The 21,623-nt window shown below is 34.6% G+C and carries 18 protein-coding genes; 17 read left to right on the forward strand and 1 reads right to left on the reverse strand.

Going from position 1 to position 21,623, the window contains the following annotated elements:
- Nucleotides 1-8 precede the first annotated feature (8 nt).
- The 17 genes from leuC to MK119_RS00985 all read left to right on the forward strand — a co-directional run bounded on the left by leuC (nt 9) and on the right by MK119_RS00985 (nt 20,848).
- Entirely contained in the window at nt 9-1,400 is a 1,392-nt protein-coding gene (gene leuC, locus MK119_RS00905; protein WP_290669647.1) for a 3-isopropylmalate dehydratase large subunit, read from the forward strand.
- Between the two features lie 2 nt (nt 1,401-1,402).
- Nucleotides 1,403-1,987: a 3-isopropylmalate dehydratase small subunit gene (leuD, locus tag MK119_RS00910; protein ID WP_290669652.1), complete on the forward strand. Its 585-nt coding sequence runs from the start codon at nt 1,403-1,405 to the stop codon at nt 1,985-1,987.
- Between the two features lie 9 nt (nt 1,988-1,996).
- Nucleotides 1,997-3,112, forward strand: a complete 1,116-nt coding sequence (gene leuB, locus MK119_RS00915; RefSeq protein ID WP_290669655.1) for a 3-isopropylmalate dehydrogenase — start codon at nt 1,997-1,999, stop codon at nt 3,110-3,112.
- Between the two features lie 233 nt (nt 3,113-3,345).
- On the forward strand, nt 3,346-5,238 hold the full coding sequence (gene serA / locus MK119_RS00920) for a phosphoglycerate dehydrogenase (protein ID WP_290669658.1): 1,893 nt from the start codon (nt 3,346-3,348) through the stop codon (nt 5,236-5,238).
- Nucleotides 5,239-5,602: 364 nt separating this feature from the next.
- Entirely contained in the window at nt 5,603-6,262 is a 660-nt protein-coding gene (locus MK119_RS00925) for a hemolysin III family protein (RefSeq protein ID WP_290669661.1), read from the forward strand.
- Between the two features lie 176 nt (nt 6,263-6,438).
- Nucleotides 6,439-8,163: an ATP-binding protein gene (locus tag MK119_RS00930; protein ID WP_290669664.1), complete on the forward strand. Its 1,725-nt coding sequence runs from the start codon at nt 6,439-6,441 to the stop codon at nt 8,161-8,163.
- Between the two features lie 138 nt (nt 8,164-8,301).
- Nucleotides 8,302-9,018: a tetratricopeptide repeat protein gene (locus tag MK119_RS00935; protein ID WP_290669667.1), complete on the forward strand. Its 717-nt coding sequence runs from the start codon at nt 8,302-8,304 to the stop codon at nt 9,016-9,018.
- A gap of 922 nt (nt 9,019-9,940) precedes the next feature.
- The gene (locus tag MK119_RS00940; RefSeq protein ID WP_290669670.1) at nt 9,941-12,892 is read left to right on the forward strand and encodes a T9SS type A sorting domain-containing protein; all 2,952 of its coding nucleotides are present in this window, start codon (nt 9,941-9,943) and stop codon (nt 12,890-12,892) included.
- A gap of 446 nt (nt 12,893-13,338) precedes the next feature.
- Nucleotides 13,339-13,710: a hypothetical protein gene (locus tag MK119_RS00945; protein WP_290669672.1), complete on the forward strand. Its 372-nt coding sequence runs from the start codon at nt 13,339-13,341 to the stop codon at nt 13,708-13,710.
- A gap of 499 nt (nt 13,711-14,209) precedes the next feature.
- Complete coding sequence (locus MK119_RS00950; RefSeq protein WP_290669675.1) at nt 14,210-17,263, forward strand: hypothetical protein; 3,054 nt, start codon at nt 14,210-14,212, stop codon at nt 17,261-17,263.
- Nucleotides 17,264-17,318: 55 nt separating this feature from the next.
- On the forward strand, nt 17,319-17,558 hold the full coding sequence (locus MK119_RS00955; RefSeq protein WP_290669680.1) for a type II toxin-antitoxin system ParD family antitoxin: 240 nt from the start codon (nt 17,319-17,321) through the stop codon (nt 17,556-17,558).
- Nucleotides 17,551-17,847: a type II toxin-antitoxin system RelE/ParE family toxin gene (locus tag MK119_RS00960; protein ID WP_290669683.1), complete on the forward strand. Its 297-nt coding sequence runs from the start codon at nt 17,551-17,553 to the stop codon at nt 17,845-17,847. The genes MK119_RS00955 and MK119_RS00960 overlap by 8 nt, the downstream gene beginning before the upstream one ends.
- A 19-nt stretch (nt 17,848-17,866) precedes the next feature.
- Nucleotides 17,867-18,406, forward strand: coding sequence for a hypothetical protein (locus tag MK119_RS00965; protein WP_290669686.1), 540 nt, complete (start codon nt 17,867-17,869; stop codon nt 18,404-18,406).
- A gap of 49 nt (nt 18,407-18,455) precedes the next feature.
- Complete coding sequence (bla, locus tag MK119_RS00970) at nt 18,456-19,190, forward strand: subclass B1 metallo-beta-lactamase (RefSeq protein WP_290669689.1); 735 nt, start codon at nt 18,456-18,458, stop codon at nt 19,188-19,190.
- 39 nt (nt 19,191-19,229) lie between these two features.
- Complete coding sequence (locus tag MK119_RS00975; protein WP_290669692.1) at nt 19,230-19,652, forward strand: VOC family protein; 423 nt, start codon at nt 19,230-19,232, stop codon at nt 19,650-19,652.
- Between the two features lie 106 nt (nt 19,653-19,758).
- Nucleotides 19,759-20,202, forward strand: a complete 444-nt coding sequence (locus tag MK119_RS00980; protein WP_290669695.1) for a DUF4269 domain-containing protein — start codon at nt 19,759-19,761, stop codon at nt 20,200-20,202.
- A 1-nt stretch (nt 20,203) separates the two neighbouring features.
- On the forward strand, nt 20,204-20,848 hold the full coding sequence (locus MK119_RS00985; RefSeq protein ID WP_290669698.1) for a hypothetical protein: 645 nt from the start codon (nt 20,204-20,206) through the stop codon (nt 20,846-20,848).
- A 4-nt stretch (nt 20,849-20,852) separates the two neighbouring features.
- Here the strand turns inward: MK119_RS00985 and MK119_RS00990 are convergent, their stop codons facing one another.
- Nucleotides 20,853-21,542 carry a peptidoglycan DD-metalloendopeptidase family protein gene (locus tag MK119_RS00990; RefSeq protein WP_290669701.1) on the reverse strand — a complete coding sequence of 230 codons (690 nt, stop codon included), beginning with the start codon at nt 21,540-21,542 and terminating at the stop codon, nt 20,853-20,855.
- Nucleotides 21,543-21,623: the final 81 nt, after the last annotated feature.

Consider the following 21,623-nt stretch of genomic DNA (forward strand, 5'->3'; position numbering starts at 1 on the left):
TACCAGATATGAAAAAGACATTATTTGATAAAGTGTGGGACACGCATGTTGTGGATAGCATTACCGATGGACCACAAATATTATATATAGACAAGCATTTAATTCATGAAGTAACGAGTCCGCAAGCCTTCAATGAATTAAAAAGGCGAGAAATTCCTGTTTTTAGACCAAAACAAATTGTCGCTACAGCAGATCATAATACACCAACGGTAGACCAGCATTTACCTGTGAAAGATGAAATGTCACGAAATCAATTACAACAATTACAGCAAAATTGTGACGAACACAATATTGAGTTGTATGCATTAGGGCATCAATACAATGGAATTGTACATGTAATGGCGCCCGAATTGGGCATTACGCAACCTGGAATGACACTTGTTTGTGGCGACAGTCATACCTCAACGCATGGTGCTTTTGGCGCTATTGCTTTTGGTATTGGTACGAGTCAAGTAGCACAAGTATTTGCGAGTCAATCTATACTATTAACAAAGCCTAAAAAGATGCGTATCACCGTAAACGGAAGTCTTGGGAAAAATGTACTTCCCAAAGATGTCATCTTATATATCATTTCGCAATTAGGAACTGATAGTGGAACAGAGCATTTTATTGAATTTGCTGGCGAAGTATTTGAAAACATGTCCATGGAAGGAAGAATGACTGTATGTAATATGAGTATCGAAATGGGCGCTCGTGGTGGTATGATTGCTCCAGACGAAACAACTTTTGAATACATAAAAGGAAGAAAATTTGCACCACAAGGTAAAGCGTTTGACCGAAAAGTAGCCTACTGGAAAACACTACAAACAGAAGCGGGTGCAACCTTTGACAAAGAATACTTTTTTGACGCATCGGATATTACGCCAATGATTACCTTTGGTACCAATCCGGGAATGGGAATTCAATTGACAGAACATATCCCGACAGACAATGATGCCAATTTAGAAAAATCGTTGCAATACATGAACTTTGAAAAAGGAGCTTCATTGCTTGGACAACAAGTAAACTATGTGTTTATAGGAAGTTGTACCAATTCACGTATTGAAGACTTTAGAGTCGCAGCCAACTATGTAAAAGGAAAACAAAAAGCACCAAATATCAATGCTTGGTTAGTGCCGGGTTCACAATTGGTAGTAAAACAAATAGAAGAAGAAGGTTTGGACAAAATCTTTGAAGAAGCAGGTTTCAAACTACGTCAACCAGGTTGTTCGGCGTGTTTGGCAATGAATGACGATAAAATTCCTGATGGAGAATACTGCGTTTCTACTTCAAACAGAAACTTTGAAGGACGCCAAGGACAAGGTTCACGTACTTTATTAGCAAGTCCGTTAGTAGCCGCAGCAACTGCCATTGCAGGTAAAATCGTAGATGTTAACGTTCCAATCCCAGAAGAAGTATAGTTATGAGTACATTCAACACATTTAGTTCTACAGCGTATCCATTACCTGTAGAAAATATAGATACGGATCAAATCATTCCTGCGCGTTTCTTAAAAGCAACAAGCAGAGCAGGATTTGGCGAAAATTTATTTAGAGATTGGCGTTTTCAAAAAGACGGATCTGTCAATACAGAGTTTGTTTTAAATCAAGAAAAATACAGCGGCTCTATCTTAGTTGCTGGACATAATTTTGGTTGCGGATCAAGTCGTGAGCATGCAGCTTGGGCATTAAAAGACTTTGGTTTCAATGTTATTGTATCTAGTTTCTTTGCAGACATTTTTAAAGGAAATGCATTAAACAATCATGTGTTGCCGATTCAAGTAACCCCAGAATTTTTAGCAAAGCTTTTACAAGCTATTCAAGAGAATCCAAACACACAAATTGAAGTCAATCTAGAAGCACAAAACATTGCTTTTGGAACAGAAAAGACTTCATTCGATATTAACTCATACAAAAAAATGTGCTTACAAAAAGGGTATGATGATATTGACTTTTTAGTCAGTAACTTATCCAAAATAGAAGCATTTGAACAACAACATATATACTAAAAATTAGTTATGAACTTACACATTGCAGTCCTTTCAGGCGATGGAATTGGTCCAGAAGTTACGGCACAATCCATAAATATATTAACTGCGATTGCAGATAAATATCAACATAATTTCACTTTTGAAAATGCATTAGTTGGTGCTACTGCTATTGATGCAACTGGAAATCCTTTACCTCAAAAAACATTGGATTTGTGTTTAGATGCTGATGCTGTTTTATTTGGAGCTATTGGTGATCCAAAATACGATAACAATCCAGATGCTAAGGTACGTCCAGAGCAAGGTTTATTGGCATTGCGTAAAGCCTTAGGTTTATTTGCCAACATTCGCCCTGTAAAAGCGTATGATACTTTATTAGACAAATCGCCATTAAAAAAACATATCATTCAAAATACAGACATTGCCATTTATCGTGAATTGACAGGTGGAATTTATTTTGGAGAAAAAACTTTAAATGAAGACGGAACAGCTGCTTCAGACTTATGTTCGTACAGCAAAGAAGAAATTGAACGCATTGCACATTTTGCATTCAAAGCGGCTCAAACAAGAAGCCAAAAACTAACTTTAGTAGACAAAGCCAATGTACTCGAAACTTCTCGTTTGTGGAGAAAAGTAGTGACTGCGATGGCTTTACAATATCCAGACGTTATACTCGACTTTTTATTTGTAGACAACGCTGCCATGCAAATGGTACTCAATCCAAGTCAGTTTGATGTGATTTTGACCGAAAACATGTTTGGTGATATCATTTCAGACGAAGCCAGTGTCATTGGTGGATCTATTGGATTATTGGCTTCTGCTTCGGTTGGAGAAAAATATGCGCTGTTTGAACCAATTCACGGTTCGTATCCACAAGCTACAGGAAAAGGCATTGCCAATCCGATTGCTTCTATCCTATCAGCAGCTATGCTGCTAGATCATTTTGGATTAGCAGAAGAAGCAGAAACGGTTCGTAAAGCAGTAGAACGTGCTATTGATCTTGAAATTTGCACGCCTGATCTCAATGCAAATGGAGGATACTCTACCCAAAACGTAGGAACTTTTATTGAAGAATTTATTGAAAATGTAGATACCTTGCACATCAACTCTGGAAATATCCGAGTTGGACAATCTACCATTATTTAGTGTTTTAGAGTGCTTACATTCCCTTTCGCCATGCTAGAAAGGGAGTGTTTTCTATTTGAAATATTTCTACCTGATAGGAATAATAAAAAACTTCATATCACACCTAAAACTTTCAATCTGAAAGTAAGATGTACAGTTATCAACAAAAGTATTAGAATTGTTAATCGATTGTCCTATAAGACATGGTATTTATAGAATGATTTTAATACTTTTAACCCTTATTTTATGACGACATGGAAACGGTTCAAAAAAACTACATTTTCGATTTTGATAGTACGCTTACCAGTGTAGAGGCGTTGGATGTTTTGGCTGAAATTACCTTGGCTAACAATCCTAAAAAAGAAGCAATTATTGATGAAATTCAAGAAATTACCAATTTGGGAATTGATGGTGAAATTTCGTTTACTGAATCCTTAGAAAGACGCATCCAATTATTGAATGCACACAAGTCTAACTTAGAAGAATTAATTGCAAAATTACGATTACAGCTTTCTTCTTCTATCGAAAGCAACAAAGAGTTTTTTGAAAATTTTTCGCAGGATATTTATGTGGTTTCTTGCGGATTTAAAGAATTCATCGATCCTATTGTAAAAGATTATAATATTCCTGCCGATCGTGTGTATGCCAATACGTTTACATTTAATGAAGAAGGGTATATTACAGGATTCGATGCTGAAAATGTATTATCACAACACAACGGAAAAATTCAATGTTTAAAAGACATGAATTTGGAAGGAGAAATTCAAGTAATTGGTGATGGATATAGTGATTATGTGACTAGAGAAGCTGGAGTTGCGGATAAGTTTTTTGCCTTTACAGAAAATGTAGCACGTGAAAAAGCCGTCAACAAAGCCGATCATGTAACACCAAATTTAGACGAGTTTTTATTTGTAAATAAATTACCTAGAAACATTTCGTACCCAAAAAATAGAATCAAAATATTACTACTCGAAAACATTCACTCTGACGCGTTTGATCGTTTGGCTGATGATGGTTTTAGTGTAGAAATTTTATCGCACAGTCTTTCTGAAGAAGATTTAATCGAAAAAATAAAAGACATTCATGTGTTAGGAATTCGTTCCAAAACACAAGTCACTCCAAAAGTCATTGCGGCAGCCAAAAAACTATTAGTTGTTGGTGCCTTCTGTATCGGAACTAAGCAAATTGACTTAGAAACCTGTAAAGAAAACGGAATTGTAGTATTCAATGCGCCGTATAGCAATACCCGTTCTGTGGTAGAATTGGCTATTGGAGAAATCATTATGCTCATGCGAAGCGTATTTCCAAGAAGTACAGAATTGCACAACGGACAGTGGAACAAAACAGCAAAAGGGTCACGCGAAGTTCGTGGAAAAAACCTAGGAATTGTTGGGTATGGAAACATTGGAAAGCAATTATCTGTCCTAGCTGAAGCCATGGGAATGAAAGTGTATTATTACGACATTGAAGATCGTTTGGCACTTGGAAACGCGCAAAAGTGTAAATCTTTAGAAGAATTACTCGCCATTTCAGATGTGGTTTCGTTACACGTAGATGACAATGCTGCCAACAGAAACTTCTTTGGGGCTGCGCAATTAGCACAAATGAAAGATGGGGCTTTATTGATCAACTTAGCCAGAGGTTTTGTCGTAGATATCGAAGCGTTAAAAGCCGCTTTGGAAAGTGGTAAAATTGCAGGAGCTGCGGTAGATGTATATCCAAAAGAGCCAAGAGCCAATGGTGCTTTTGAAACGGCTTTAAAAGGATTGCACAATGTAATACTAACACCTCATATTGGTGGAAGTACAGAAGAAGCACAACGTGATATTGCTGATTTCGTTCCAAACAAAATTATGGCATATATCAACTCTGGAAATACAGTAGATGCTGTTAATTTCCCAAATATTCGTTTGCCACGACAAACCAATGCACATCGTTTCTTGCACATTCACAAAAATGTACCTGGTATTATGGCAAAAGTCAATAAAGTCTTAGCCAAATACGAATTGAATATTACAGGTCAGTATTTATCAACAGATAATAAAGTGGGATATGTAATTGTAGATGTAGATAAGGAATACAACAAAAAAGTAACCTCAGCTTTAAAAAAGATAGAGCATACCATTAAGTTTAGAATTTTGTACTAAACTTATATCATTAGTATACTAAAAAAGCTACCTTTTTATGAGGTAGCTTTTTTGATTTTAAAGATTACTTAACATCAAGACCCAGGAGTTTCATCCGCCCATGGATCGTAGTCTCCTGTAATTCCTAGTAATTCTTTTTTGCTCAGTTCTTTCGTGAAAATTGTGCTTAAAACACTGTTTTTTTCTTCCATACGATTCGTTTTTAATTAATTGATTCCTTTAAAGAAATCAAAAAAATTGTTTTGTGCAAAAGAATAATTCTTATCAAGTATAAACTATTTAGCTGTATGGTTTCAAAAGACTAAGAAATGTTTAACACACTATATGCCGAAGTAACGTATCTTTGCATCAAATTGATTGACAGATGAAAGCAGAAAAGGACGGCGCGTATTATTATTCACCTTTTGAAGAAAAACTCAATATCATTTCGCATGGTATTGGTGTACTTTTAGGAATTGTTGCTTTGGTCTGTTTGGTTGTTCACGCTTCTGTAAACGGAACTGCTTTACATATTGTAAGTTTTAGCATTTACGGCGCCAGTATTATCATCTTATACCTTGCTTCTACCCTATATCACAAAGCTAAGAAACCCTTAGCACGCATGCGTTTACGTATCTTTGATCATGCTGCCATTTATGTATTAATTGCAGGCACCTATACACCTTTTGCTTTAGTTATCTTAGAAGGTGCTGTAGGTTGGACAATTTTTGGGCTTGTTTGGGGATTTGCCTTAATAGGAATTACATTAAAACTATTTTTTACGGGAAAATTTGACAAACTCTCTACCTTAATGTACGTATTTATGGGTTGGTTGATCATTTTTGTCATCAAACCGTTGATTGCTAATTTTTCGAGTGAAGGTTTATTTTGGTTATTAGCAGGTGGCGTCGCCTATACCATTGGCGCTGTACTATATAGCATTCAGAAATTACCTTTTAACCACGCAATCTTTCATGTATTTGTTTTAGCAGGAAGTATTTTTCATTTTGTTTCCGTGTATTCGTATGTGTTACCTACAGCATAAATAAAGTTAAATCTCAATAATTTTCTATGGTAAAAAATCATTTTACCATCATATTTTAGTAACTTATGGGTATATTATTTGCCATTTTAATATTTGTCAGGAAGCCATATTTTATTTGCAAAATCTTTAATAAGGATAAGTTAATACAACGAACAAGATTAAAAGCCCCTATGTTAATGTCTCAAAAAAAAGATTATCCAGATAACGCAAAGAAGAAGTTTATTTTATTTACCGCAGGTGTTTACCTATCACTCCTATTATTCACTATTTTCTTTGCTATTTTTAATTATCACAAAGGATTATATTATTCTTTTTATGCTGCTTCTTTTGGTATTTTCGGATACCTATTAAGCATGTACTTTTACATAAGAAAGAAAAAATACTTAACAGCCGTTTATATTGTATATCTAACTCTAGGACCTGCGGTAGTACTAGCTAGTTATGCTGAAGGCTTAATGTCTGGAAACTATTGGTTTGTTCTTACGATGCTTTATGCAATCCCTTTAATGATTAGAAGAAAGCACTATTTTTTAAAACACTCCAAAATTCTCTATGCAATTACTATTGTCTTAATTCTATTGATCAGTATTATTTCTCCTATGTACACAGAAATGTATCCACATTTAACGAAGGGAGAAACGCATACCAAATTATTGATTAATTCAACGGTTTGTTTTATTGTAATCATCATTTTTTCAATTATTGGTTTGCGGTCTGGTAAACTATTTATTCGGCAACTTTTTAAAGAGAAACAGCGTGCTGAAAAAGAAAAGGATAATAGGACACGTGTATTGGCAAATATCGGACATGAACTACGCACACAAATCAATAGTATAAATGGGATTACCCAACTCATCTTAGAACAAGATAAACTTGAGAAAAAAGAAAAGGAATATGCTGAAATTTTAGACTATTGCAATAATAAAATGTTAGTATTGGTGAATGATATTTTAGATATTCATAAAATTGAGTCAGGGAAGTTTGAACTTAATAATATTCCAAGAGACCTCAATAAAGTATTAGCAAAAATTACAATTCCATTCTTAAATATTGCTGAGAAAAAAAACCTAACGCTTAAAACTGTAATTGACAAAAAACTAAGTTATATCACCGTTAATTTAGATGAAACTAGGCTTACACAAGTACTGCATAATTTACTATCTAATGCATTCAAATTTACTGAATATGGAAGTATCTCTTTTACGGCAGAAGTCCTAGAAGAAAATAATGATGTAATAAATGTAAAATTTACGATAACAGATACCGGTATTGGAATCCCTGAAGAGCTACAGATGACTATTTTTGAAAGTTTTCAGCAGATAAAAAATGATAGCAGTTCCTTTCCTGGCGGCACTGGGTTGGGGTTAGCTATTTCCAAAACTATCGTTGAAAAGATGGGGGCTAATATTCAAGTAAAAAGTGAACTCAACAAAGGATCATCTTTTTCTTTTTCTGTTACATTTGAAAAAATCGTCAACAATGTTTCTAAAAATCAAGAAAAGATAAGTGCTAATGCAACACAGTTTTTGTCGAATACATCTATTCTTATTGTAGAAGATAATGTAGTGAGCATGATGTATGTAAACAAGTTATTAAAAAATCATGGTGCCAATACCTTTCAAGCAATCAATGGTGCAAAAGCCATTGAAATATTAAAAAACAAACACCAAGAAATTGAAATCGTTTTGCTCGACTTAGAGATGCCTGTAATGAATGGTTTTAAAGCCATTACCTTCATCAAAAAAGACTATCCAGATGTAACAGTTATCGCTTTTACTGCAAATATCCCAAGTGAAGATATGATGCAGAATTTAAAAGAACTAGGCTTTGATGATATGATCTCTAAACCTTTTAAAAAAGAGGAAATTTTAACGGTACTTCAAAAGAAAATAACTTCTTAGTTTGTTGCGCTACTAGCTATTGAAGCTGCTACAAAATTTTAGCCAACACGATAAAATACATTATGTGTTTCTTTTAGCTGGAAGCATTTTTCACTTGGTTTCTGTATATTCGTATGTATTTAGGTATCTTTCTCAACTATGACGCTAAAGCAAGTATTCTTTTATTTTTTAGTTTTTCTTACAGTTTCTTCATGTGGTTTTAAGGATGAAGAAGACTATTATAATGAGGCCCTTATTTTTCAAGGTGCAGGAGAATATGATCGCGCCATTGCCTCACTAGATAAAGCCATTGCTAGAAATCCTGACTATATGGATGCGTATGTATTAAGAGGATTTTGCAATGCCGCATTGGGAAATATTAAGAAAAGTATGGTTGAATATAAAAAAGCGCTAGCGCTTGAACCTAACAACACTATGACTTTGTACAATCTTGCGATAAACTATGGACACGCCAAAGAGTATAAAGAGGCGGCTTCTTATCTAACAAAAGCATTAAAGTCAAACTATGTAGAAGAGTGTGCTATTACTACTAGAGAAGAATCGCTAATTAAAGTTGTTTTTCATGAAGAAGATCCTGATAAAACAGGCTATGAAATTGAAGCTTGTAAGCTATATTTTCTTCGCGGTCTTAGCTATTTTAATAGTGAAGATTATGAATTGGCAATTGCTGATTTTAATAACATCGCTAGAGGAAGTAGTTACTACACTAGTGCATTTTTCTATTTAGGGGAAATCTACATAAAAAAAGGGGATGTAAGTAAAGCTTGCACCTATTTTCAAAAAGCTGTCGATTTAGGAAATATAAGCGCACAAGAGAATACAATTAAATATTGCAAAGAGCTTTCTAAAAAATAAAATCGCTATTTTTTTACTGGACGTCTAAGAATAGACATGAAAAAACAACTCAGAAACGCTAAAATTTTCATCTTAATTTTTCACGGCATTATCGTTATTACTGCAGGGCAGGGCATGGAATGGCAATTTTGGGCATTACAGATGTACTTTTTCCATGTTTTCTATTCCGAGGAGAATTGCAATTTAATAGTTTTGAAAATTTAATTCCTTGGGCAATACTAAGCTCATTTTTAGGAAAGATATCCATTCTTATAAGCTTATTTAGAATACAATCACTATGGAAGCGTGGCTTATGATCTTTGGACTAGTATTGTTACTATTTCCCTATCTGAGTATTGTTTCCTCAGATCAAATATCAGCTACGAGTATATCAGTTCTTTCTGGAGTTCGGTTTCTATTATACTTTGGACGTGTTGTCTATTTAATGTATCAATCAAAAACTAGATAAAATTTCATTGGAAAGCTTGTTGCAGCTTTGCAGGAACGTTTCAAACACGTTGGAAAGCTTGTCGCACGTGTGCAGGAACGTTTCGAAACTTCCCAAAAGCTTGTTGCACGTCTGCGAGACGCTTTTGTAAGCTCCCGAAACCATGTTGCAGCGTTGCGAGACGTTTTTGTAAGTTCCCGAAAGCTTGCCACAGTGCTGCGAGAAGGCTTCGGGAACATTTTTATTGTGAATTCTTCAAAAAAACACTAAAAAATGAACACTTTATTGAAAATTCCTCAAAACAGTGATTTTCATACAAATACTAAAAAATAGCTGATTCCCATCATAAAACATATTTTTTGACATTTCATCGCAATATAACTGCATTACATCGATAGTATTTTGTAAATCAGTTTTTTGAAACAAGGAATGGTTAAGATTTAATTTTTCTTTGTGGAAAATCATACAGTTATGAAATGCCCTAAACAAATAACTTTGATACTACTTTCTTTTATAGGTCTCAACTGTTTTGCCCAAACAGGACCTGGAGGAGTAGGAACTAATAATGGAACTTCAGATCTTGTAATGTGGTACCGAACAGACAATGCCATTACCACCAGTGGAAGCAATGTGATCGCTTGGACAAACTCAGCAGGATACAGTGAACACGACATGACACAAAATGGAGGTACAAATCCACAATTAATTTCAAGATCGCTGAACGGTTATGATGAAATACAGTTTAATGCTGCAGGAATTTTACAAACAGGACAAAATTTAACGACCAGTAATTTTGTAACCAATCAGGCATCATCGTATATATATGCTAAAGCAAATTCCATTACATCTTCTTGGCCATATTCAACATTGCCACACCAAGCACAACGCTTTTCTTGTCACATACCTTGGTCAAACGGTATCGTTTATTATGATATTGGACAATGTTGTAGTGCATCTGCCAGAATTCAAGTAGGCGGACAATCAAACTTAACAAGTTATTCATTATGGTCCTATGATGCCAATCCATCTACTGGAAAGCAATTGTATAGAAATGGAACTTTATTACAAAATAGAGCAAATACCACAACCTATTCAACACATGCTTCACACCGATTTGGCTTAGGTGATAATTTTAGAGGAAACATGACGGAAGTAATTATCTTTAAAAACAAGGTAAATACAGCACAGCGTTTAATTATTGACAATTATTTATCAGCAAAATACGGTCAGTCATTGGCTGCAAACGATTTATACTTTCAAGACAATACTGGAAACGGAAACTTTGATCATGATGTAGCAGGAATTGGTCAGGCTTCTGACGGAACCAACCATACAGATTCTAGAGGAACTGGAATTGTACGCATCAACTCACCTTCTGCCCTTTCTAATGGAGATTTCCTTTTTTGGGGAGAAGAAACCAAAGATCCAACGTATGATTTTACCGTAAATACAACAAGCTATTATGAAGAATTAAACTCTAAATGGCGTGTAAGTAAGGTAAATGATTTAGGAACGGTAACTGTTGCTTTTGATATTTCAGGAATCAATTTGTCAGGAAAACAAAGCTGTCAACCATTGCAATTCGTAGTTGATAATGATGTTAACTTTGGCTCGCCAACGGTGTATACTCTAACTATCTCAGGAACTACCGCTACAGCAACAGGTGTATCTTTTGCAGATGGTGATTATTTTACACTTCGTTATTTAGATCAAATTGTATGGGATGGAACTTCTTTTTTTAATGGCGCTGGCGCCGGAAATGCACCAGACAACACGAATGAATGTTTAAAACTTACTGTAAAATCAGGCGCTTCTGGAACGCTTACGTTTGATGCACATGTTCGTGAAGTTGAAGTAGAAAATGGGGGAGCAATCATTGTAGCAGATGGAATTTTATTAGAAATAGAAAACCAAGTGAAAATTGATGGAACCATTGACTTGGTGGGAGAAGCACAGTTGATTCAAAATCATACAAATGCAACTTCCAACTCTGGAACAGGAACATTACGAATGCGTCAACAAGGAACGGCGAATTTGAATAATTATAATTATTGGAGTGCGCCAGTAAATAGAAATGGTTCATGGCAAATTGGGTATTTGGAAGATACCAATGGCGTGGTCAACTTTACCAATGCCTTTGATGCTAATCCAAATACATCTCCAATTACTTTGAGTAACCGTTGGTTGTATGATTTTAATGCAGTTTCAGGGGAATATACAGGTTGGAATTTCTTATCGCCAACTGACAATCTAACACCAGGTAGAGGCTATACCATGAAAGGTTCAGGGACTGCTGCTACAGAACAAGAATATGTATTTAGAGGAATTCCAAACGATGGAAACTATAGTTATACCGTAACTGCAAATAACGATTTCTTAATCGGGAATCCGTATCCATCTGCCTTAAATGCTAAACAATTTATTACAGATAACTTATCTGTTATTGATGGAACCTTGTATTTCTGGGAACACTTCGCTACAAATGACAGTCATAATACTGCTTATTACGAAGGTGGATATGCTACCTATAACCTCATGATGTCTTTACCTGCCATTGCAGATGACTCAGGTTTGAGTTGTGTAATTGGAGTTGCTTCCAAAGATAAACCAACGGCAAATATTGCTGTAGGGCAAGGATTCTTTGTTACTATTGAGAATCCTGGTTCCTTAGTATTCAACAACAACCAACGAATCTTTGCTAAGGAGTCTGACGATTCTAGTATTTTTTACAGAAGCGAAACCATTCCAACTAAAAACGCAACAACAACTTCGGATAATCGCATGAAAGTTTGGTTGGCATTTACAGAGCCAGCGGAACACAAAAGAGTGATTGGATTTGGCTATGACGAGCATGCTACAGACGGATATGACAAAGGTTTTGATGCTAAAACATACGACGATCAAAGAAATGAATTGTACTGGATTTTAGGCGAAAACAAACTATCTATTTTAGCATTGCCGCAATTTGATGATACCGCAGCATTAAAGTTAGGAATCAAAACAGCAGCGACGGGCACTTATACATTTGGTATAGAAGACTCTGAAAATGTTCCAGATGATGTTACTATCTATTTAAAAGACAGTGTAACGGATACTTATTACAATCTTTCTGCGGGAGACGCTGAAATTAGTTTGGATGCTATTATTGAAAAAGAACGATTTAGCATCGTATTTCAAGAAGGTGGTACGTTAAGCATCAATAATGAAGTAGCTACCGATGATATTCGCTTGGTACACGATACCAACGCACAGGTATTGACGTTACAAAACCTACAAGAAAACGAAATAACGCAGCTATCAATTTACAATATGGTAGGACAACAAGTATTGGACAAAAAAGGATCAGCTGCCACCACACAAGTTAACATACTCACATTTAGTACAGGCGTATATATCCTCAAACTAAAAACGAATAAAGGAGATAAGAGTTTTAAGTTTATCAGATGATAACTTTTTTTAAGTCATGAAGGGCAATGACTTTTGTAAAGAGCGATAAAAAAGTAGGTTTATCGCTCTTTCTTGTTTTTATATAGTTCTGTTTTGTAGGTGGTTTATGTTGCTTTACGGGAAACCGTATTGAGTATTTATAATGTTTGGTTTACGTTTATGAAAAATAAGAGGAATTATTGTTAAACATATATTACCCACTACCTAAAAAAATTAGTACTTCGAAAGAAATAATAGAAAAATTATCAGAATTGAAAGCAGATAATTCAATTTCGAGTTATCCTCACATAAAAAATATTCTAAAAAATCAACGAATTTCTATAGCCTGTACTGAAGTAAAACCTTTTAAATTAATTAGGTATCGAAGGTGAAATGAATCTGGTAAAGGGCTTTTCAATTGTAATGATAACGAAAATCGAAACATTGGAATTACATAAATAGTATCAGTGTTTCGTGGAAATACAAATAGTGAAGAAGAAGTTTTAACTATTGGAGCTTGGGAGGTTAAAGAGAATTTGACATTAGCTATGATACTTCCAAGTGGCCAGATTATTGGAAACAATGAAGACTTTGATATGATGAAAGAAGATTTTAATCGCTTTGAAAAAAGTCCAGAATTTGAAGATTTAAAAATTTTCAATGAATTTTTAGAGAATGAATTTACCCTTGATATCAAAAAGCATAAATCTAATTATAAAATTTTTTGTGCTTTAACAATATATATAAAAGAGCAAATACCAGAAATAGATGGGATTATGTATGCGAGTGTAAAATCAGAATACAGAGGAGTGAATATAGTTCTCTGCCAGAAGTTGTAGATGAAAAATTAGAATTTATTGCTGCCCGAAAATCCGTTTTCAAAAAGAAAAAGACCAAAACATTTGTTGAGCAAGAAATAGTAGAAAGTGTTAGTTATGATAAAGACAAAGACAAAATTGATTGGGGAATGGTCAGAGAGTAACACTGTGTGTAAAAACATAGTAAATAAGTGTTAAATGAAAGGTTCTTGCTTATTTGCAAAACCGTCAAATTTGACTCTTTGTTAATTCGAAAAGTTAGTGTCTTTTTATACGCTACGTTTCATATACAAGACCGTTGCACAAAACTTTAACAAACATTGTTGAGTAAAATATTGAAAAAAATACTTCTAACGGAATTGCATTCTCTTATGAGAAAACTGACTTAAATTTATTATTGATTAAATTAGTGGGTAATCTTTTTCAAGAAGTAAAAGAATAAAAGCATTACTTTCCCAAACCACCTGTTAACATCCCAACCAAATCCAACACTAATACATAACCCATAAAATGTATTATCTTGGAAAACGACTATTCACGCAGACTCTTTTTTAAACAACTTATGCTTGGGAGTTTAGGACTTTATTTGCTTCCTACACTTCATTCTTGCAGTGACGAGGAAAAACCACTAAACTTAACGCCTGGAAAAGGTGCAGCGCCTTTTAATGTATGGCAAGAAATTATTGAAGCACTTGGGTATAGCTCGGATAATTTGCCTGCTTTGCGCAAGCATATAGTTGCTACCAAAGATCCCAAACAAATTACGGAGTTTGTGTTGAAAAGCTTATGTATCGTCCCGCATCATAAAAATTATTTTGGGTATAAATTTTCCAATCAAGTCTTGTATGGGACTGAAGTAGCACTTCGAACAGGTATTGCTTCTCCACGTGAAAAAGCAGAAATTTTAAAAGATATGTTGATTGAAGCGGGTTTTGAAGCTCGTGTAGTTTCTGAACATATTCCGTTGACAGAAAGTGAAGTAAAAGATATTTTATTCAAACAAAAAAAGGTTGATTTTCAACCCAATATTCCTAAAAGTCAATACAAAGACTGGCAACAAAGATTAGGGCTTGGCGCTTCTAAAAATGTGGAATATATGGCGGATATTTCCACAGAAGCCGAGCAATTGGCACAAAGCTTATTAGATCAACTAAGCGAAGAACAGAAACAAACAGAAGACACTTTAAAATATAAATTTAATGCAGATCAAATTCCTGCTGTCGTTTATACAAAAGACGGAACAGAAGAGCTAATTCATGTGTTTGATGCTTCGATTCCTTTTGGAGAAGCACATCCTAAAAACCCTTCTAAAAAGTTTGGACGCATTGCACGGTTTGAAAATCCAGATGAAGGTTTCAAGGTTACACTGAGTTATAGAACCGCTTTTCATACTTCTGAAAAAAAGCCATTACTTACAGGAACTTGGAAAGCTTCTCAGCTTGTTGGAAATCAATTAAAAGTAGGTTTTTTAAACAATATGTCTTTTGAAGATTCGGTATTAAAAACCGTTTCTGATATTTCAAGTTTTACGCCTGTAATGTCATTACAAGACTTGGATAAAGACGAAGCCTATTTGGAAGAGCATTCATTCTTAGGCGAACCGATCAATCTTACGGCAGAAAAACTCATCAATCCAACATTTGCAATCATCCAAGAAGACAAAGCAAAACGAGCGAGTAAAGCCAAAGAAATTGTTACGATAGACGTAAAAGCAAATCCAAAAACCTATCCAACAGTTAGTGTAGAACTCACGCCCAAAGACAAAGACGGAAATATTGTAGAAGGATTGTTAGCGAACGATTTTTCCATCCAAGACAATGGCAAAGACGTACAAGGATACCTTACGCAAAATAAAATGGCGCCTAAAATTCTGTTTATGTTCGACACTTCTTTGAGTATGCCAAGTGAATACCGAGGTGCAGGAGCCGAGAAGTTTCAAACAAATTTGGAATCAGCCATAAAAGAAGTATATCCAAATGCGATTGTGAATCATAAAGAAACAGGTTCTAATATTTATACAAGCCATCTAAAAGCAGCGCACCAAGATTATGACTTGATATTATATGCTACCGATGGTGATAACGCTGACAAATTTAATCACGCAACCACACAAATTTTTACACAAGGGCCAAAAACATTGTACATCAAAATGTATAATTCTTATAACCCCGAGTATACAGCCGTAGAGGATATTGCAAAAAACACAGGCGCTGAAGTTGTAGATGGCAAAGACCAAACAGCAACCGTTTCCGAAATTGTTGCTTACTTGAAAACCTTGCCGTTACCTGTGTATAAATTCAATTATAGTTCGTTTGACATTGATAAACCACATACGGTAAAAGTTAGTGTTGTAGCCACCAAAAAAACTGGGCAAAGTGACTTTACATTTTCCCCCTTGTTAGACGAAGGACTTGGCAATAGAATTATAGGATTGTATTTGGACATACAAATTAGTTACGATCGAAAATATAGCAGAGTGTTAGCAGGTTGGGATCCAAATACTTCGGATACACCTACCGCAGCAATGGCAAAAGAAGTACATGAATGTATGCTTGGGAATAGTGTGATTAGTTTTGAAAGAGAAGGCGCATCAACTTCCATCAGATTAGCAGAGTATTTAAAAGCAATGATGAGTAACCAAGAGTGGTTTGAGGCACAAAAAGCAGGTGATACCAAAAAGGCGTTGGAAGCTTTGGCGAAAGGAGTTCATACCTATCCGCAAATACTATTGTCTTTAATGCAACCTTTAGAGAATGCATTTACAAAAGATACCATTACCTATCCAGCAGGATATCGAATTGGAATTTTAAAAACCAAACCAGGACTATACAGCGCAACGAGTATTTCTTCTTTTGATTATGTGCGAAGTTCCAACTATGTAACCATCACTAAAAACAACCAAAACTCTTTTTCAGAAACGGCAAAAAAGACGGCACAATTTGCACTGCTTGAAGGCAAGATTTTTGAAAACAGTACGCTTCAAAATTTACAAGGAAAACCTTTGGTTGTAAATACTTCAGAAGCTTATAAAGAAGCGCTACGTGATCGGAACTTTGGAGAAAATTTAGGTTACTATAGAAGATATATCAACAGAGGACACGAATTTAAGTTTGTGGATATTGAGTCAAAATCCAAATCATACTGGTCCATGCATCCTAAAACGGGTGAATTGTATGGTGTGTTACCCGATCAAACAGGTGGCGGAACGCAGACCATAAAAGAACAACTACTTGCCTTAAAGGAAGTGATGAAGCAATATGAAATACTTTATGCGCAGTTAGGAATGGCAGCACTCGCTAGTGGTTCTGGTGTCATGGTTGGTATTGCAACGGTATATTCCAAAACACTCGTTAAACTTATTGCTTTTGCCACAGAATCTGTCATTATCATGGATGCTAACTTAAAAGACATTAATGGAAAATTAGATCTCGCTTTGCAGGAACTTGCCTGCTCTATTGCCAAAGAGATTGTGTATACGGTTTTTGGCATCTTTGGTCAGGTTGCATCCGGATTGGAAAACCTAATTGGCATGATGGGCGGTAGTTTTTCATTTGCGCCTTGTCCTTCGTTGTAAAACTTGCTATTGATGCGTTTTTGGTGTAAATTTACATCAAAGTGCACAATATGTCATGTCACGACAAAGTATATCTTTCACAGAACCTAATGATGAATGGTTAAAAGCACAAATCAAAAACAAAGAATACACGAGTAAAAGTGAATTAGTAAATGACTTAATTAGACAAGCTAGAAAACAACAAGCTGAAATAGATTGGATTAGAACCAAATTAGAAAAAGCCGAACAAAGCGGATTTACCTCTGATACAAAAGAACAAATACTAGCACAGTCCAAATCATTGCTAAATGAGTAAATACAAATTAAGTAATGTAGCTAAACAAGGCTTAATACGAATTCATCAGTATGGAATCCTGAAATTTGGAGTCATCCAAGCGGACAAATATTTTGATTCTTTTTTTGAATACTTCAAAATCATAGCCGAAAGACCTTATGCATTTGAATCGGTTGATTTTATTAAAAAAGGATATATATGCTGTGTATGCGGTTCTGATAGTATTTTTTATAGAATAAATAATGACATGGTAGAGATTATGGCGATTGTAGGAAGGCAAGATGCAAGCAAATTCTTTACAGATCTCTAACAATATTATTTTCCTGTTAATGAAACCAAGCAAAATATATCTTAAAGGAAAGTCAGTATTTATCGTGTCTATGCTAGTGATTGTTGTTACTGCACTGACAGTATATTTTACTGGAATTAATTCGCATAAAACTATCACCAACAACTTTTATATTTCTTTAGGAATTATTGCCTCTGTTTTGTTTGTGTTTTTAAGCTACGGACTCTATAAAGGCATTGCTATTGAAGATAATTTCCCCAAACTAAAAGGCTTTGAATTTCGGAAAAATTTTAGCAAACACCTTACACCATCAGAAATATCAATAATAGAGGTTCGCGAAGGTATTGCTGGAATCATCTTATCGATTGTATTATGGATTGTTATTTCAATTGTGCTCATTATACTATTTATTGTTTTAGAAACCGTAGTTTGGTTTTCGGTAGCACTTATCCTCGCCATGTTGTATTGGGTATTTTTTAGAGCCTTGCGTTTGGTGTTTTCAAAAGCAGCAACCATCGTAAATAATCTAATAAAATCCATAAGTTATGCATTTGGTTACACAATATTATATGTCGGTTGAATGTTTGCTATTGTATATGTAACAACACTTTTTAGATAAATTATACCGCATGAAGCCTTACCATATAGTTCTTATCCTAGTTTTATTTTTCAGTTGTAAACCCGCTAACAAATCAGATATTGGCTATGCTTCTGAGACCTTGAAAATTGAACAAATCAGTCCGAATGTATTCATACATATTTCCTATTTACAAACCAACGATTTTGGAAATGTACCTTGCAATGGAATGATTTATTTTAATAATGACGAAGCTATTGTATTTGATACACCAACCAACGATGCAGTTTCCAAAGAATTGATCAATTGGATTGAAAACGAACAAAAGAAGACCGTAAAAGCTGTTGTTGTGACACATTTTCATGTAGATTGCTTAGGTGGATTACAAGAATTCCACAACAATAATGTACAGTCTTATGCTAGCAATGCAACTATCAATTTGGTACGACAAGATGCTAAAAAAGTAATTCCGACACATTCCTTCAATGAGTCTACAAAACTTACTATTGGAGAAGAAAATGTGCTTTTAAAGTTTTTTGGAGAAGGACATACGAGCGATAATATTGTAGGTTATATTCCGAGTGAAAAAGCATTGTTTGGCGGTTGTTTGATTAAATCATTAAAAGCAGGCAAAGGCAATCTTGAAGATGCAAACATCAACGAATGGTCTACGACTGTAGAAATGATTAAAAAAGAAATCCCTGAGTTGGCTATTGTAATTCCCGGGCATGGAAAATATGGAAATGAAAAGCTTTTGGATTATACCATAGAGCTGTTTAGAAAATAAGTATCTTTTCACAAAATTCAATCAAAAACATAAAAAAACATGCAACCACGAGTTACCATTATAGGATTAGGTGTTGAAGATTTAAAAGCGTCCACTGCTTTTTATCAAGAAAAATTTGGCTGGAAATTAACCAATGCCAGCAACGAGAATATTTCATTTTTTCAGTTAAATGGCGTATTACTTTCGTTATATCCAAAAGATAAATTAGCAGAAGATGCTATGGTTGATCCAACAGGTGCTGGATTTAAAGGGTTTACCTTAGCTTACAACACACGTACAAAAGAAGAAGTGGATGAAATTTTTGCAGATTTAAGCAGTAAAGGTGTCAAAATCGTAAAACAACCAGAACAAGTTTTTTGGGGCGGTTATAGCGGTTATATTGCTGATTTGGACGATAATTTATGGGAGATTGCACACAATCCATTTTTGGAATTAGATGCGGATGGAAATACCGTTGAGTAAATAATTATCAAATGATAGACTTCACTAAAATTAACTATCTACATCAGGGAATACACGTCAGCAACTTGCATATCAAGAAATCAAAAAACTTCATATTTTAGAAGATTTGCAAGACTTTCATCCTGTATTAGTAGGAACGATTCCTATTGAAATTGATATTCCTGAAAGTGACTTAGATATTATCTGTGAATGCAAAAACTTGGAAGCTTTCAAGTCAAGATTGATGGCATTATTTTCAGAGAAGGATCATTTTAAAATAGAAAAAAGCAATGTCAATAAAATTCCGTCTACCGTATGTAATTTTAAAACAAAGCATTTTGAATTTGAAGTCTTTGGGCAAAACATTCCCACGCACAAACAATATGCATACAGACATATGCTGATTGAATATCAATTATTAAATGAAAAAGGTACTAACCTTAAAAAAGCCATTATTCAACTCAAAAAAGAAGGATATAAAAGCGAACCTGCATTTGCTAAATTATTGGAGCTTTCTGGAAATCCTTATGAGGCTTTGTTAACTTTAGAAACAAAAAGGATAGACTGTTAATATGGGATTAGATATTACACATTTCAAAGCCGCATTTCAAAAGGATTTTCCAGAAGATTTACCCTATGTAGGAGACTCTGCGGGAGAAAGTCTCATTGAAACTCGTGAAACATTTGCCAATTATAATGTGCCTTTTGAGCATTTTAAAAACTATATACAAATAGTAAACTGTCCAGAAATTTTACAAACCGCAATTATTGTTAAAGACGCAAAGGATCTGGCAGACGTAGAAAATCATTATCAAAACAATGACTATAAAATTTTCACAGATTCAAAGCAACTAGAAGAAGAACTAGCTATCCATGAAGCTAAAGAAAATCTAGATGGGCTAAACCGACATATTGATTCGGGATATTTATCGCGTTGGAAAATAGTTTCATACTATAAAAACATCCAAAAAGAAGGTATCTTTTTTAGAGAGGTAGGCTATCAACGAAAACGTATGAATACTGCTTTTTGGAAACGATTTTGCAGTAGTGACACATATTGTTACGCACTTGAAGAGGATTTTAATTTTGCTTTTTCATGTATAGAAAAACGAGATGATGAAACCTTGGAGGATGCCCAAGAGGTTATTGACAATTTTAAACAAAACTTTCTTGATAATTTTGAGTTAGGCTCCAGCTTTATGGTAGTTTCTTATTAATGTTTTATAACTGCAATAACAAATTTGGATCAGGGCAATTTTCTTTATAAAACATCAAATCTTGCAGAGAAGAAACACCTGGATAATCACCTGTATGATGTTGCATGTCTTTGATGACTTGAAAATGTAAATGCGGCGGATAATCCCCGTTGACATTGGCAGCTCCTAAAGTTGCTATTTGATCACCTCTTTTAAATGTTTGTCCCACGTGTAAATTTTCAATAGAAGCCACGCTTAAATGTCCGTATAATGTGTAGAATTCAACATTTTCAATTTGGTGTTTCAATATAATGGTTGGTCCATAATCGCCAAAATTGGTATTGTTTTGAAAACTATGTACTTCCCCATCTAAAGGTGTATAAATTGGTGTTTCAGTGGCAATCCATAAATCCAGACCCAAGTGAATATTGCGTTCTGTTTCGGGGTTTTGATCGTTAAAATAATCGCTTCTATTGTAAATGCCGCGTTTTTCTAAATAACCACCAAAAGCCACTTTTCCTTTATTCATCGCTATATGACTATTAACAAATTCACCTAATCTATTTGAAGAAGAAACATCAACGTTTTTTAGTTGTTCATTCGTCACAGATAAATCTAATGAAACATAGTCAGATTTTGGAATGTTTTGAGCTAACACATATAAAGATTGTGTCCCTAAATCGGCTAAAAATTGTTCAAAGGAAGTTGAGGTCATTACGTGTTTCTAATTTAAAATAAAGGAATATTAACGAATTATTACTTTTGTTATTAAAGTTGTTCTTTATACATTTTGTTT

The organism is Kordia sp., from assembly GCF_022447245.1.
Lineage (GTDB): Bacteria > Bacteroidota > Bacteroidia > Flavobacteriales > Flavobacteriaceae > Kordia.

Bases quoted from the DNA above. Each gene is read 5' to 3' on its own strand.
- leuC (WP_290669647.1), top strand. From the start codon at position 9: ATGAAAAAGACATTATTTGATAAAGTGTGGGACACGCATGTTGTGGAT.
- leuD (WP_290669652.1), top strand. From the start codon at position 1,403: ATGAGTACATTCAACACATTTAGTTCTACAGCGTATCCATTACCTGTA.
- leuB (WP_290669655.1), top strand. From the start codon at position 1,997: ATGAACTTACACATTGCAGTCCTTTCAGGCGATGGAATTGGTCCAGAA.
- serA (WP_290669658.1), top strand. From the start codon at position 3,346: ATGGAAACGGTTCAAAAAAACTACATTTTCGATTTTGATAGTACGCTT.
- MK119_RS00925 (WP_290669661.1), top strand. From the start codon at position 5,603: ATGAAAGCAGAAAAGGACGGCGCGTATTATTATTCACCTTTTGAAGAA.
- MK119_RS00930 (WP_290669664.1), top strand. From the start codon at position 6,439: ATGTCTCAAAAAAAAGATTATCCAGATAACGCAAAGAAGAAGTTTATT.
- MK119_RS00935 (WP_290669667.1), top strand. From the start codon at position 8,302: ATGACGCTAAAGCAAGTATTCTTTTATTTTTTAGTTTTTCTTACAGTT.
- MK119_RS00955 (WP_290669680.1), top strand. From the start codon at position 17,319: ATGTCACGACAAAGTATATCTTTCACAGAACCTAATGATGAATGGTTA.
- MK119_RS00960 (WP_290669683.1), top strand. From the start codon at position 17,551: ATGAGTAAATACAAATTAAGTAATGTAGCTAAACAAGGCTTAATACGA.
- MK119_RS00965 (WP_290669686.1), top strand. From the start codon at position 17,867: ATGAAACCAAGCAAAATATATCTTAAAGGAAAGTCAGTATTTATCGTG.
- bla (WP_290669689.1), top strand. From the start codon at position 18,456: ATGAAGCCTTACCATATAGTTCTTATCCTAGTTTTATTTTTCAGTTGT.
- MK119_RS00975 (WP_290669692.1), top strand. From the start codon at position 19,230: ATGCAACCACGAGTTACCATTATAGGATTAGGTGTTGAAGATTTAAAA.
- MK119_RS00985 (WP_290669698.1), top strand. From the start codon at position 20,204: ATGGGATTAGATATTACACATTTCAAAGCCGCATTTCAAAAGGATTTT.
- MK119_RS00990 (WP_290669701.1), bottom strand. From the start codon at position 21,542: ATGACCTCAACTTCCTTTGAACAATTTTTAGCCGATTTAGGGACACAA.